Origin of the sequence: Paenibacillus borealis (assembly GCF_000758665.1) — a bacterium.
Lineage (GTDB): Bacteria > Bacillota > Bacilli > Paenibacillales > Paenibacillaceae > Paenibacillus_AQ > Paenibacillus_AQ borealis.
Window position 1 is genome coordinate 50,728 of sequence record NZ_CP009285.1, and the last position, 13,647, is coordinate 64,374.

The window sequence follows — 13,647 nt, forward strand, 5'->3', positions numbered from 1 at the left end:
CGAAGAAACGGTAATGCTGTGAACAGAACCTTAAATCTCTGATTTGAAATGCAAAGAGAGGTTTATAATGTTATAGTGCTATAAGCCCCGGTTCTCCGCCAGATGTTACATTTTTAAAAAAACGGCGGATCATGGCAGGAATTGAGGGTAGAATCAAGAATATCATAAAGACGAAATGACGTTTTGCGGCAATTTTTGCCAGCAAACTGATTTTCATTTATTTTTTGTATCCTAGGAGGAACTTCAAATTATGAACAAGACAGATCTGGTAAACAACATTTCCGAAAAAAGCGGATTGGCCAAAAAAGATGTAGAAGCAGTACTCAACGGGGTTCTGGGCGAAATTACAGAAGCTCTGGCAAGCGGAGATAAAGTGCAGCTGATCGGATTCGGTACTTTCGAAACCCGCAAACGTTCCGGCCGTACCGGCCGTAACCCGCAATCGGGCACACCTATTGAAATCCCCGAATCGACTGTACCGGCCTTCAAGGCAGGTAACAAGCTTAAAGAAGCCGTCAACTAATGCGTCTGGACAAGTTCCTGAAAGTCTCCCGTCTGATCAAGCGCCGCACCGTGGCCAAAGATGTGTCCGAACAGGGCCGGGTGCTGATCAATGGACGGGAATCTAAACCGAGCAGCACTGTGAAGATCGGTGACGAGATTACTGTGCAATTCGGCCAAAAGCTTGTGACGGTCAGAGTCGAAAAGCTGGTGGAGACCACCCGCAAGGACGAGGCCGCCGGAATGTATACACTGCTTCGTGAAGAGCCTGTTGCCAAAAGCACCGGACTCGACTGGTAAGGCAGTAACCGAAAGCGTAACTTTACACTATGTAAAGTTACGCTTTTTTACTATGTATGGCATTCCTTAATGTTCTATACCCTGTCCTTTCTTCATAGATTAGAACCAAGAAGGAGGGGTACATGCTATGATCGAGCCAGCTAAAGTCAATAAACAACATGATCTGCACATGCACAGCCGTAAACAGGTCGAACTTACAGGCGTGCAGAATGTAGAGAGCTTTGACAGCGAGGAGTTTCTGCTGCGTACGGAACTCGGCCATCTCACCATTCGGGGAAATCATTTACATATCAAAAATTTAAGTCTGGAGAATGGGATTTTGTCACTTGAAGGCAATGTTCATTCCCTGATTTATCTCGATCCCGGTACGCAGGGCAAAAATAAAGGGATTCTCCGCAAGCTGTTCAAATGAATCCCGCGGTTCAATGGATCACCCTGTTCTATATGGTGCTTGCCGGCACAGCCATGGGACTGGCTTATGACAGCTACCGGGTGCTGTCGCTGAAGCTGAGTTTTCCCAAATGGCTGAATGCGCTGCTGGATCTGCTGTATTGGATAGCGGCTGCCCTGTTTGTCTTTCGCATGCTTTATGCCGGAAATCAGGGACAATTGAGGTTTTATGTCTTTCTCGGGCTCTTTCTAGGTGTATGGATCTATTTTTTGATCTTCAGTGTTACGGTGCGGCGTTTTGTGTTAATGTTAATTCAGTCGGTTCAGTATACGTGCAGGCTGCTATGGAGATGTATTGAGATTGTGATTGGATGGCCGCTTCTCTGGCTATGGCGCCTTGTTAAGGGGACGCTGCTGCTGCTCGGCCGGATTCTGCTCTATATTCTGAAGCTGCTGTTGCGTCTAACCAAGCCAATCTGGGTACTTCCTGTAAGGTGGGTCTCTCCGCATCTTTCCCGGTTCTATCATAGTGCCAGGGTAGTGAGGATCACTAAATGGATATCGGGTTGGCGGAAACGCTGATCTTGAACTGGGGGTACGCTGCATGAACAGATTCTCTGCGGAAGAGAAGAATACTAACCATAAGGCTTCGGCCGCAGGCGCGAAGAGAAGAAAGTTTATATGGATTCTTGTAGTGGCGCTATTTTTCGGCTGGGCCGGATTTACTTTCTTTGCCCAGAGTGCAGCTATTGCCGACAAGAGTGAACAGCTCGCGAAGAAGAAGCAGAACAGTGAAAGTGTCACAGCTTCGCTTAATCAACTCAAATATGAAGTCTCTCGGCTGAACGACGATGAGTATATCGGACAATTAGCGCGTAAATGGTATAATATGTATCCGGAAGGCGAATCGCCTATCCGTACTGAGCAATCCGGGCAATAAAAGCAGGCTAAAAGAGGCTTTCGCTCTGTTGCCTTGCTTTGTTCTTTACTGTATAATCAAATCACCGCAGACAGGATGGACTTAATATTCGTCTGTATATTTTTAAGGGAGGATCATTTTATTCTATGGCAATTGAAGTGGGCACCAAGTTAGAGGGCAAGGTGACAGGCATCACGCATTTCGGAGCATTTGTGGATCTGTCAGGAGGTGTCACAGGTCTCGTTCACATCTCGGAGATCGCCGATAACTACGTCAAGGATGTTAACGATCATTTGAAGATTGCGGATGTAGTAACCGTCAAGGTGATCAATGTTGACAAGGACGGCAAGATCGGACTTTCCATTAAGCAGGCCGTTGATAAGCCGGCATCGGAAGTACGTCCCCCCAGAGCTCCAAGACCAGAACGTCCAAGCGGTGGAGACCGTTTCGGCGGTGGTGGCGGCAGTGGCGGAGGCGGCGGTGGTGGATTCAATCGTGAACGGGGTGGGCGTCCATTCAAGCCTGCAGCCGGTAAACCTTCATTCGAGGATAAAATGTCACGCTTCCTGAAAGACAGCGAAGAACGGATATCTTCGATCAAGAAGAACACAGAAGGAAAACGCGGCGGCCGTGGAGCCAAGCGCGTATAATCTGAGTCTTGCACATCATAAATAACCGCTGGGGCTTCATGCCCTCCGCGGTTTTTTTGTATGTCCTGGCAATTGTTCCATTCCAGGCATTTGCCGGCAATTGCAGTAAGCTCTCTGCAAACTTAAGTGTAGGATTCGCAGCCGGGCTATTTTTTGTCGGCCACAAACAAATTGCCGACAGCATCCAAGCCATTCTCACATAACTCTAGGGCAATCGCTGACGAATGTCTGCGCGGGCACCGGCAGCGTCCGCCGGTATTGTCAGGCCTGGCAAGGGCTAACCTTTTGCCCCGTAAGGGATAGATAGGTTTTTCCATAAAATGTCGGCAGAGGCTTTTTTGTCGGAATATTTTTACAAACCGCTCTCTGTTTCTGACAAACTTTCATAAGACCCCCGCTATATAATGAGGACCATAAATTCTTATACGGGTGGTGCAGGGGAATGAGTAAAAGCAATGTGGTGAATTTGCCGGAGTGGACAAGAGCAGGAAGCAAAGACAAGATTCAGAAAGAAGCTTGGGGTACACGCCTGAAGGCGTGGAGTATGAAACAGCCGGTCCTCCAGTTCATCGCGGTCAAGAAGTGGGCACTGCTGCTGAGTCTAATGGGCTTTTTGCTGGGCCGTGCCATGATTTTGGACGAGCTGACTCCCTTTGCTGCCGCTTATTTCGCCGTCATTGTATTTATGCGCAGAGACTCTACGCTGCCTGTGGGCGCGGCCATTCTTCTCGGAAGTCTCTTTACACCGTTCCCCGGCGCTATAGTGGTTGCCGCAGAGCTGATTATCTTTTACCTGATCTACAAAGGACTGGAGAATTTCGAGCGGGTGGATCTGTCCTATGCGCCGCTGATGGTATTCGTGGCCTCCTTTATGGTGGGACTGTTCCAGGTGGTCATCGGTCCTACGCTCGCCTGGTATCCGCTGATGATGGCAACGATTGATGCCTTGCTGGGGTTTGTGCTGACGCTCGTATTTCTGCAGGCGCTTCCCGTGTTCACTTATAAGCAAAAAAGCAGGGCACTTCGCAATGAAGAGATCCTCTGCCTGATTATTCTGCTGGCCTCCGTGATGACGGGGCTCGTCGGGTGGACGGTAAACGGTCTTTCGCTGGAGCATATCTTATCGCGTTTCCTCATACTGCTCTTTGCGCTTGCCGGGGGAGCACCGCTCGGGGCAGCCGTCGGTGTAGTCACCGGCTTGATTCTCAGTCTGGCCGATATAAGCGCCATCTATCAGATGAGTCTGCTGGCCTTTTCCGGCATGCTGGCGGGAATGATGCAGTCCGGACGCAAAGGGGCTGTCTCTATCGGAATGCTGCTGGGTTCAACCATATTATCGGTATATTTCATGGGACCGGGCGATGTGATGAATTCCACCTGGGAGACCTGCGCAGCCGTAGTGTTGTTTCTTCTAACACCTAAGGGCATTATTTCTGCCATTGCCAAATATGTACCGGGTACACCGGATCACAGCCGTTCCCAACATGAATATGCCCGCAGAGTGCGGGATATTACAGCAGACCGGGTTACCCAGTTCTCTCAGGTATTCCGCCAGCTCTCCAGCAGCTTCGGTCAAATCCCCCGTGCCACAGAAGCGGGCAAAAGCGACCGCGAAATGGAGGATTTCATGAAAACGGTAACGGAAGGTGCCTGCGCCGGCTGCATCCGTCGTACCCACTGCTGGGATGCCAAGTTCTATCAGACTTACAGATATATGACCGATATGATGACTACTGTGGAGGAATGCCCGGACATTACAGCTGCCCAGCTCCCTCCGGAATGGAACCGGATTTGCGGCAAGACGGGTGAAGTACTGGAAGTAATGAAGGGTCAATATGAACTCTATCAGCATGATATGCGCTGGAAGCGGCAAATATACGACAGCCGCCAATTTGTTGCCGAGCAATTATCCGGGGTCTCGCAGGTCATGGAGGATCTGGCGAAGGAAATCAAGCGGGAGGGCCAGGCGATGTACCGCCAGGAAGGCCAGATCCGTGAGGCGCTGGAGAAGCTGGGCCTGTCGATTCACAGCATTGAAATTCTGAGCCTTGATCCCGGACGTGTGGAGATCGAAGTGGTGCATGCGTATACACGGGGCTTCGACGAATGCCGTAAAATGATCGCTCCGCTACTGTCAGATATCCTCGAGGAGAATATTGCGGTGGTAAGTGAAACGGCGGTGCACCCGCGCGAGGGTTTATCCATGGTGACGTTTGGCTCGGCCAAAGCCTATGAAATTAACACCGGTGTAGCCGGTGCAGCCAAAGGAGGCGATATACTGTCCGGCGACAGCTTCAGTACGGTGGAACTCGGAAATGGTACCTTTGCCGTGTCGATCAGCGATGGAATGGGCAACGGCGAGCGGGCCCGGATGGAGAGCAGCGCTGCTCTGTCCATGCTGGAGAAGCTGCTGCAGTCCGGAATGGATGAGAAGCTGGCGGTTAAATCCGTCAATTCGATTCTGCTGCTGCGTTCCCCCGATGAATTCTATGCGACCGTGGATATGGCGCTGATTGATCAATATTCAGCGCAGACCATCTTCATGAAGATAGCTTCAGCACCAAGCTTTATCCGGAGGGGCAGCGAGGTTATTCCAGTGACAGCCAGCAATCTGCCGATTGGAATTATCAAAGATATCGAAGTGGATCTGGTCACCATGCAGCTGCGTCCCGGGGATATTCTCATTATGATGACTGATGGTATTTATGATGCGCCGGGATATGCCGTTAATAAAGAGATATGGATGAAACGCCTGATCCAGGAGCTGGAGGGGGATGATCCCCAGGATATGGCCGACAGCCTGCTGAATAAGGTGATCCGTTACCAGGGCAATGAGATTCACGATGACATGACGATTGTCGTCAGCCGTGTTGATCATTTCCATCCGGAGTGGTCCAGCCTGCATATGCCGGGTGTGGGCAGAATGGAGAGACCACGTACAGTTAGTTAGGTAACCTATCATTCATCTGACATTGTTCTTTCATTATTATCTATTAAGTAATTGCGCTTAGCACGCAGCCATGTATTTCAAGGACCACTGGGATGGGATGTATAGCTTCGCCTCTGCATAGGCATGAAATGTTGTACTGAGTGCAGCTTTGATATGAAGATACCCACGTGTTTGGGAAGATTGTTGTACAAATTACAAGAATTGCTCTGCTAAATGGCTTGGAAGCTGAGAAATCCTGCATTTCATACAACAAAATCCGCTTAAGGGTGATTTTATGAGGAAAATTTTGTATTTGGTGCAGGATTTTAAGACTTCAGGACTGGAGGAGTGATAGCGAGCACTTAATAGTTTTCCGCAGGGAACTTATCAATTAAGCTGCAGCAGTCACCAGATTTCCCCCACCAGCCAAACCGTTGATCACCACTGGAGGTTCCAAATATTCCGCTGGCTGAGGCCTGTGGGCTAAGTTCTGTGTTAATAGGCGGGTGCACTCCATCCACCCGCCCGTCCTGCCCCGCCCCGTTTCAACCGCCGCTGACTCAGCGGCGTGAACTTGTATTCATACAAAGTGAAGTGTACGGAACGGAGAGAAATTTTGGAGCCGCAGAAGCGTCAGCGTTCGCCTTTGTCCTCTGATTTCAACCGCAAACTGCGGTACTCCGATCAGGAAATCAGAGGACAACAGCGATCGGAGGCCCAAAACTTTCTTGCAGGGACCCTTATTTCACGAAGTCGTTAGATTCAAGTTTTTCCCGCTAAGCGGCGTTTGAAATCTCTCTACCTTGGATATGCTAGAACTAGATACAAGGCAAAGGGGAGTGAACGGTCATGAAGCAGATTCTGCTCATTACTGACGGTTGTTCAAATGTGGGGGAAAGCCCGGTACTCGCAGCGGCGCATGCCCGGCAGGAAGGCATTACAGTCAATGTCGTAGGTGTCGTGGACTATGGAACGATCGGTGAGCTCGGAAGCAGAGAAATCGCTGATATTGCCAAAGCGGGAGGCGGACTCAGCCGGATTGCCTCAACGTCGCAGCTGGCGCAGACTATTCAGATGATGACCCGCAAAACCGTGGTTCAGACAATCCAGCAGGCGGTTAATAAAGAGGTACAAAAAATTCTCGGTGAAGGTTCAATTGAAGAGCTGCCTCCGCAGCAGCGGTCGCAGGTGGTAACGGTTGTCGATGAGCTGACCGAGACATCGCCGCTGCGCATTGCGCTCTTAATCGATGCAAGTGCGAGCATGAAGCCTAAGCTGGGTGCCGTAGAGGATGCCATCCGCGATTTGGCTCTCAGCCTGGAAGCACGGGAAGGGCGGAGCGAGATTGCCGTATTCCATTTTCCGGGGCGCTCCAGCAGCGAAGATGCCGTGCTGGATATGGACTGGACACGAAATGTATCGGAAGTACGCTCGCTCTTCTCCAGGCTGAAGATGCGGGGGGCTACTCCGACAGGACCGGCTATTTTCAAGGTGCTCGAACATTACCGTTATGATAAACTGGATGAACATCGTGACTATCTTCCGAACGAAGAGGACGAGGCAAGAGAAGGGATGATTGGTGGGTATGTCGTCTAATCCACCCTATCCGGCAGGCACTGTAATTACCGGCAAATGGCGGGGAAACCGCTATGTCGTAGAGCGGATGCTGGGGAAAGGGGCAAACGGAACCGTATATCTTGTGCAGCGGGAAGGCCGGCGGGAGCGGTATGCGCTCAAAATCGGATACGATACGCTGGAGCTGCAGTCTGAGATCAATGTATTGACCTCTCTGCAATCCTGCCGTAAACGCAGTGAGCACCGGGCGCGCAAGGAGTCCGCTTTGTCTTCTTACCTGCTGGAATCGGATGATTTCAAGGACAGGGACCATACTCCTTTCTATGTGATGCGCTATGTGGAAGGCAGGCCGCTGCATCATTTTCTGTCAAGGAACGGTGCGTCCTGGCTGGGGCTTGTCGGCATGAAGCTTCTGGAGAAGCTGCAGACCCTGCATGAATGCGGCTTTGTGTTCGGAGATCTTAAGCCGGAGAATGTGATGGTATCCAATTACGGTGAAGCCGAGCTGATTGACTACGGAGGCGCAAGTCCCGTGGGACGCAGCGTGAAGCAGTTTACCGAATGGCATGACCGCGGATTCTGGAATGCCGGCAGCCGGACCGGGGACGAGAACTATGATCTGTTTGCTTTTGCCGTACTATGCCTGCGCCTGCTCAACGAAGAAGGTTTGAAGACTGCAGCCCAGCAGCTGCCGCAGACCCGGAGTGTGGATGAGCTGCTGAAGCTGGCCAGAAACCTGCCTGACAAGAAACTGTCCTCCTGGCTGTGTCTGGCATTCAAAGGCGGTTTTCCCGGTTCTGCACAAGCTGCGGATGTCTGGAGAAGCCAGATATACAGATCACGGAAGACGGGAAAGGAGACGATGGCGACTCCCCGCTGGCTCAAAAATGCGTTTGCGCTGTCTTTATTTTTGCTGGCCTTTACGATCTACTGGGTATTCCGCTTTTGAAATTATACATAATACCGGAATGCCGGAATTCCGGAGCAAGACATGCAAGTGATCTGCAAGAAAGGACGCCGTATATGGAGCACATGAAAGAACTGGTGGAATCCGTAATGGAAGCTGCGGCTGAGCATGAGCTGTGGCAGCCCCATGACACCATTGTAGTCGCAGTTTCCGGAGGGCCGGACTCTGTGGCTCTTTTGCGTATTTTGCACGAGATATCCGTAAGCCGGATGCCTTTAACCCTGATATGCGCCCATGTAAATCATGGTTTCAGAGCGGAATCAGCGGAAGAGGCGGAGTTTGTCAGGAAGTTGGCCGCTGAGCTGGGGATTCCTTTTGAGCTGGCAGAGTTCGATATTCCATCCATGGTTAAGGAAATCGGGCTGGGTCCGGAGGGAGCGGCGAGGGAGAAACGCTATGAATTCCTGATTGAAACCGCGCACCGTTACGGTGCCCGTTCTGTTGCGCTGGCCCATCATGCCGATGATCAGGCCGAGACGGTGCTGATGCGGCTGCTGCGGGGGAGCGGGACTTCGGGGCTGGCAGGCATGCGCTGGAAACGGACTGAAAAAAAGGTGGAACTCATCCGCCCCTTCCTGCGTATTAACAAAACAGCTCTTGTCGGCTTATGCCGGAATGAGGGATTTGCTTACGCGGAGGATGCCAGTAATCTGCTGATGAAATACAAGCGGAATGCGGTACGGCATGAAGTATTGCCTCTGCTTGAACAGCATAATCCCAGAGTGAGACAATCGCTTCTGCAGCTGTCTGAAATTGCCGGTGCGGAAGATGAATATATGGAGGCGAATGCGGCAAAATGCTTCGAAGAGCTTGTTTTTATCGAGCATGGAAAATACACCTTGAAGAGAGCTTCATTTGCGGCCCTGCCCTCCGCTTTACAACGGCGTTTGATTAAACTAATATTAAATTATCTGTCGGCGGATTCATCTGCGATGGATTTCCCCAAGATCGAAGCTGTGCGCAGGGGAACGCTGCAGGAACACCCCACCACATGGACTTTGGATCTGGGCGGCGGTTACGTCTGCATGCGGCAATATGATACCATTTTGTTCTCGTCCAAGCCCTCGCTTCGGCAGGTAAGCTATACATACCCTCTGTCTTTGCCTCATCCCCGGATCAACCTTAAGGAGATAGGAAAAGTTATGGCGATGAAGGTGCTGGAGAGAGAAGATTTTTTTGCACAGGAGGAGGACTCAGGGAAGATGTCTGCTTGGTTTGACGGCGATGAACTCGCCTTACCACTCACCATCCGTTCCCGATTGCCTGGAGATACCATAAGGGTTATGGGATTAAACGGAAGCAAAAAGGTAAAAGATATTTACATTGATGATAAAATACCTTCTTCCGAACGCTCTAGAATTCCCCTCGTTTGTGATGGTTTGGGCAATATCGTCTGGATTCCGGGCGTTAGGCGCTCGATGCATGCCGCAGTAGGGCGGCACACGGCCTCGGTACTTCTCTTGTCCATGGAAGACATGGAACAAGATGAAGAAACGTAATGGTCGAAGTAAGTCTTTCATAGTATATCTTAGGAGGTTCGCAAGTTGCAGAACGATATTCAAGAAATCTTGATCAGCGAAGAAGAAATCCAACAAAGAATCAGGGAGCTTGGTGCCCAGCTGAGCAAGGAATATGCAGGCCGCACACCTTTAGTCATCTGTGTACTCAAAGGTGCGTTTATCTTTATGGCGGATCTGGTTAAAGTGATTACAGTACCCGTTGAAATGGACTTCATGGCGGTATCCAGCTATGGCGGTACAACCAAATCATCTGGCGTAGTCAAAATCATCAAGGATTTGGACACTTCGGTTGAAGGCCGCGATGTTCTGATTGTAGAGGACATTATCGATAGTGGTCTTACCCTCAGCTATCTGATTGACATGCTGCAGGGCCGGAATGCTGCTTCTGTCAAAGTAGTCACCCTGTTCGATAAACCTTCAGGCCGTGCAGTTAATCTTGAAGCCGAATACACAGGCTTTGTGATTCCTGATGCTTTCCTGGTAGGCTACGGACTGGACTATGCCGAACTGTATCGGAACCTCCCATACGTAGGTGTACTGAAGCCTGAGATTTATTCCAAATGAACCAATCGACAGCCTTAGATTCAAGGATCACTTTTCTGGATTTCCTGACAATTTGAGGAGTCTGGTCAGGCTATGGTACAATAACTTGAGCGTTGTGAGAGGAGGTAGGGGATGAATCGGTTCATCCGGAATTCTGGTTTTTATTTGATTTTATTTTTAGTCGTGGTGGGCATTGTCCAGTTTGTAAGCAATGGAAATGAATCCGCCGATTTCCCTAGATATGATGAGTTAAGACAGGAGATCAAGGACAATAATGTGAAGAGCCTGACGGTTCAGTTTGAGGGTAACGCATTCCTGGTTACAGGCGAATACAAAGAATTGCCACCTGAGACTAAATCGAAGAACTTCTCCACATATGTTCCTCCTACAGATCGGGCCCTTGATGAACTTATAGCTGCCAGTGAACTTAATGGCGTGGAGCTGACCCAGAAGAAAATGGAAGGCGACAGCATCTGGCTGACATTCCTTTCTTCCATCATTCCATTAGTTATCATGTTCATCCTGTTCTTCTTCCTGTTTAACAATGCACAGGGCGGCGGCGGCAAGGTCATGAATTTCGGCAAGAGCAAGGCCCGGTTATATAATGAAGAGAAGAAGAAGATCAGCTTCGAGGATGTTGCAGGGGCTGATGAAGAGAAACAAGAGCTTGTGGAGGTCGTGGAATTCCTCAAGGATCCGCGTAAATTCGCAGCTGTAGGTGCACGCATTCCTAAAGGGGTACTCCTTGTGGGCCCTCCGGGAACAGGTAAAACCTTGCTGGCCCGTGCGGTAGCAGGTGAGGCCGGTGTTCCTTTCTTCAGCATCTCCGGTTCGGACTTTGTGGAAATGTTCGTCGGTGTCGGCGCATCCCGGGTACGTGATTTGTTTGAGAATGCGAAGAAGAATGCTCCTTGTATCATCTTTATCGACGAAATCGATGCTGTGGGACGTCAGCGCGGCGCAGGACTTGGCGGCGGACATGACGAGCGTGAACAGACCCTTAACCAATTGCTCGTTGAAATGGACGGCTTTGGCGGCAACGAAGGCATTATCATTGTCGCGGCTACCAACCGCGCCGACATACTGGATCCGGCATTGCTCCGTCCGGGCCGGTTCGACCGTCAGATTACGGTTGACCGTCCAGACGTAAAGGGCCGTGAAGCTGTACTGAAGGTTCATTCCCGCAACAAACCGCTTACCAAGGATGTTCGGCTTGACGTAATTGCCAAGCGCACAACCGGATTCACCGGTGCGGATCTGGAGAACCTGCTGAATGAAGCGGCACTGCTTGCTGCACGCCGCAACCGTAAGGATATTACCATGCGTGAAGTGGATGAAGCGATTGACCGTGTAATTGTCGGTACAGAGAAACGCAGCCGCGTAATCAGTGACCGCGAGAAACGGATTGTAGCTTACCACGAAGCAGGCCATACCATTGCCGGCTACTTCCTTGAGCATGCCGATGTCGTGCATAAGGTTACCATTATCCCGCGCGGCCGCGCAGGCGGATATGTTATCATGCTTCCTAAGGAAGACCGGATGATCGTTACCAAGCAGGAACTCCTGGATAAGGTTACCGGATTGCTTGGTGGACGTGTTGCTGAAGAATTATTCATTGGCGAAATCGGCACAGGCGCATATAGTGACTTCCAGCAGGCTACGCGCATTGTGCGTGCGATGATTATGGAATATGGAATGAGCGATAAGCTTGGGCCTCTGCAGTTCGGCACATCCCAGGGCCAGGTCTTCCTTGGCCGTGATATCGGACATGAACAGAACTACAGTGACTCCATTGCTTACGAGATTGACCAGGAAATGCAGAACCTTATCCGCAGCAGCTATGAGCGCTGCAGAGAGCTGCTGACCAAGCATTCCAAAGAAATGCACCTGATTGCGAACACCCTTCTGGAGAAGGAAACGCTGGAACTTGATCAGATCACAGAATTGATTGAGCAAGGCTACCTGACGGAGGATGGCAAACCGGAAGAAGCAGAGGCAGTTACGCATGAAGCGGGCGAGCCAGTAATTGATTCTATCGGTGATGTACGTGTCCGCATTCAAGGCAAATCCGACGAAGAACCGCCATTCCTTGGCGATCTGTCCAAGGATATTCCGAATAAACCGGATCCTGAAGAAGGTAACGGTTCGGATGATGGCAACAAAGGCGGCGGAAGCCTGGTTTAATCGCTTTTTGAACCAAACATCGTAATTTTATCCGGAGAACCTGAGGTTCTCCGGATTTTTTTGTCTATTGGCTCATCATCACGTAGCGCTACCCCCGGCCCGCTCACATTGACAGGGGGTGGAACGTTGTGTACATTAGTGATTAAATATTAAATAATATAACTTAATAGAATGTACTGGCTATATGCCATGAAGACATAAGGGGGAGAATGACCGTGGAAGCTCTGGCGCTTGAGCGCAAGCAGGAACAGAATCGTGAACTTCGTGTGCGCCTTGAACAGCTTAAGAAAGAACGGAATGCAATAATTCTGGCTCATTATTATCAGCGTGATGAAATTCAGGAAGTGGCGGATTTCCGTGGAGACTCGTTTTTGCTGGCTCAGAAGGCTGCGGAGACAGAGGCCGATGTAATTGTGTTCTGTGGTGTTCACTTTATGGGGGAAAGCGCCAAGATTCTTGCGCCGAACAAGACTGTCTTAATTCCTGATGAACGCGCCGGCTGTCCTATGGCGGATATGGTCAATGTGGACGGACTCCGGAAGCTGAAGGCGCAGTATCCTAACGCCAAAGTAGTAACCTATATCAATTCTTCAGCCGAGATTAAAGCGGAAACGGACATTTGCTGTACCTCTGCCAATGCCGTCAAGGTGATTGAATCCCTTGATGCGGAAGAGATTATCTGGGTACCCGATAAGAACCTGGGCCAATATGTTCAGGATAAGACCGGCAAGAAGCTGATTATATGGGAAGGCTACTGTAACACTCACGATATGCTTACCGTCAAAGATGTAGTGGAGATGAGAGCCAAATATCCGGAAGCGGAATTTGTGGTACATCCCGAATGCCGTCCTGAAGTGGTAGCCATGGGTGATTATGTAGGCAGTACGACCTCGATCTTAGAATATTGCCGGAAATCGGACCGCCGGCAGTTTATCGTGGGAACTGAGGATGGAACCGGATATCAGCTGCGTTTGGACAGTCCCGATAAAGAATTCCATTTTGCCACCAAATTCCTGGTTTGTCCCAATATGAAGGTTAACAATTTAAAGAAACTGGTAAAATGCCTGGAGACGATGAAGCCGCAGATTTATGTACCGCCCGCTGTCGCCGACAAAGCCAGAACTTCCCTAGAGCGCATGCTACAAGTCCGGTAGCATGCGCTACTCTTT

General features: G+C 50.3%; 14 protein-coding genes. 13 read left to right on the plus strand and 1 reads right to left on the minus strand.

Annotated elements, in window-relative coordinates; all coding sequences use genetic code 11:
• Window positions 1-70: 70 nt before the first annotated feature.
• Window positions 71-217, minus strand: a complete 147-nt coding sequence (locus PBOR_RS36725) for a hypothetical protein (RefSeq protein WP_157763946.1) — start codon at window positions 215-217, stop codon at window positions 71-73.
• Window positions 218-250: 33 nt separating this feature from the next.
• On the opposite strand from PBOR_RS36725, the gene PBOR_RS00235 reads away from it, so the two are divergent.
• The 13 genes from PBOR_RS00235 (at window position 251) to nadA (ending at window position 13,632) form a co-directional block, all read left to right on the plus strand.
• Window positions 251-523 carry an HU family DNA-binding protein gene (locus tag PBOR_RS00235; RefSeq protein WP_039309509.1) on the plus strand — a complete coding sequence of 91 codons (273 nt, stop codon included), beginning with the start codon at window positions 251-253 and terminating at the stop codon, window positions 521-523.
• Window positions 523-801 (plus strand): RNA-binding S4 domain-containing protein, encoded by a 279-nt coding sequence (locus tag PBOR_RS00240; protein ID WP_042209926.1) that lies wholly within the window; start codon window positions 523-525, stop codon window positions 799-801. The genes PBOR_RS00235 and PBOR_RS00240 overlap by 1 nt, the downstream gene beginning before the upstream one ends.
• Window positions 802-928: 127 nt before the next feature.
• Window positions 929-1,213, plus strand: coding sequence for a sporulation protein YabP (gene yabP, locus PBOR_RS00245; protein ID WP_042209927.1), 285 nt, complete (start codon window positions 929-931; stop codon window positions 1,211-1,213).
• On the plus strand, window positions 1,210-1,773 hold the full coding sequence (yabQ, locus tag PBOR_RS00250; protein WP_042209928.1) for a spore cortex biosynthesis protein YabQ: 564 nt from the start codon (window positions 1,210-1,212) through the stop codon (window positions 1,771-1,773). Before yabP ends, yabQ begins: the two co-directional genes overlap by 4 nt.
• A gap of 22 nt (window positions 1,774-1,795) precedes the next feature.
• On the plus strand, window positions 1,796-2,131 hold the full coding sequence (locus PBOR_RS00255) for an FtsB family cell division protein (protein ID WP_042209931.1): 336 nt from the start codon (window positions 1,796-1,798) through the stop codon (window positions 2,129-2,131).
• 125 nt (window positions 2,132-2,256) lie between these two features.
• Entirely contained in the window at window positions 2,257-2,760 is a 504-nt protein-coding gene (locus PBOR_RS00260) for a S1 domain-containing RNA-binding protein (RefSeq protein ID WP_042132690.1), read from the plus strand.
• A 442-nt stretch (window positions 2,761-3,202) separates the two neighbouring features.
• Entirely contained in the window at window positions 3,203-5,710 is a 2,508-nt protein-coding gene (spoIIE, locus tag PBOR_RS00265) for a stage II sporulation protein E (RefSeq protein ID WP_042209934.1), read from the plus strand.
• 828 nt (window positions 5,711-6,538) lie between these two features.
• Window positions 6,539-7,285, plus strand: a complete 747-nt coding sequence (locus PBOR_RS00270) for a vWA domain-containing protein (RefSeq protein WP_042209936.1) — start codon at window positions 6,539-6,541, stop codon at window positions 7,283-7,285.
• On the plus strand, window positions 7,275-8,213 hold the full coding sequence (locus tag PBOR_RS00275; RefSeq protein WP_042209937.1) for a serine/threonine protein kinase: 939 nt from the start codon (window positions 7,275-7,277) through the stop codon (window positions 8,211-8,213). The genes PBOR_RS00270 and PBOR_RS00275 overlap by 11 nt, the downstream gene beginning before the upstream one ends.
• A 74-nt stretch (window positions 8,214-8,287) precedes the next feature.
• Window positions 8,288-9,730, plus strand: coding sequence for a tRNA lysidine(34) synthetase TilS (tilS, locus tag PBOR_RS00280; RefSeq protein WP_042209939.1), 1,443 nt, complete (start codon window positions 8,288-8,290; stop codon window positions 9,728-9,730).
• A 45-nt stretch (window positions 9,731-9,775) separates the two neighbouring features.
• On the plus strand, window positions 9,776-10,315 hold the full coding sequence (gene hpt, locus PBOR_RS00285) for a hypoxanthine phosphoribosyltransferase (protein WP_042209940.1): 540 nt from the start codon (window positions 9,776-9,778) through the stop codon (window positions 10,313-10,315).
• 111 nt (window positions 10,316-10,426) lie between these two features.
• Complete coding sequence (gene ftsH, locus PBOR_RS00290) at window positions 10,427-12,478, plus strand: ATP-dependent zinc metalloprotease FtsH (protein ID WP_042209941.1); 2,052 nt, start codon at window positions 10,427-10,429, stop codon at window positions 12,476-12,478.
• Window positions 12,479-12,693: 215 nt separating this feature from the next.
• The gene (gene nadA, locus PBOR_RS00295; protein WP_042218730.1) at window positions 12,694-13,632 is read left to right on the plus strand and encodes a quinolinate synthase NadA; all 939 of its coding nucleotides are present in this window, start codon (window positions 12,694-12,696) and stop codon (window positions 13,630-13,632) included.
• Window positions 13,633-13,647 lie beyond the last annotated feature (15 nt).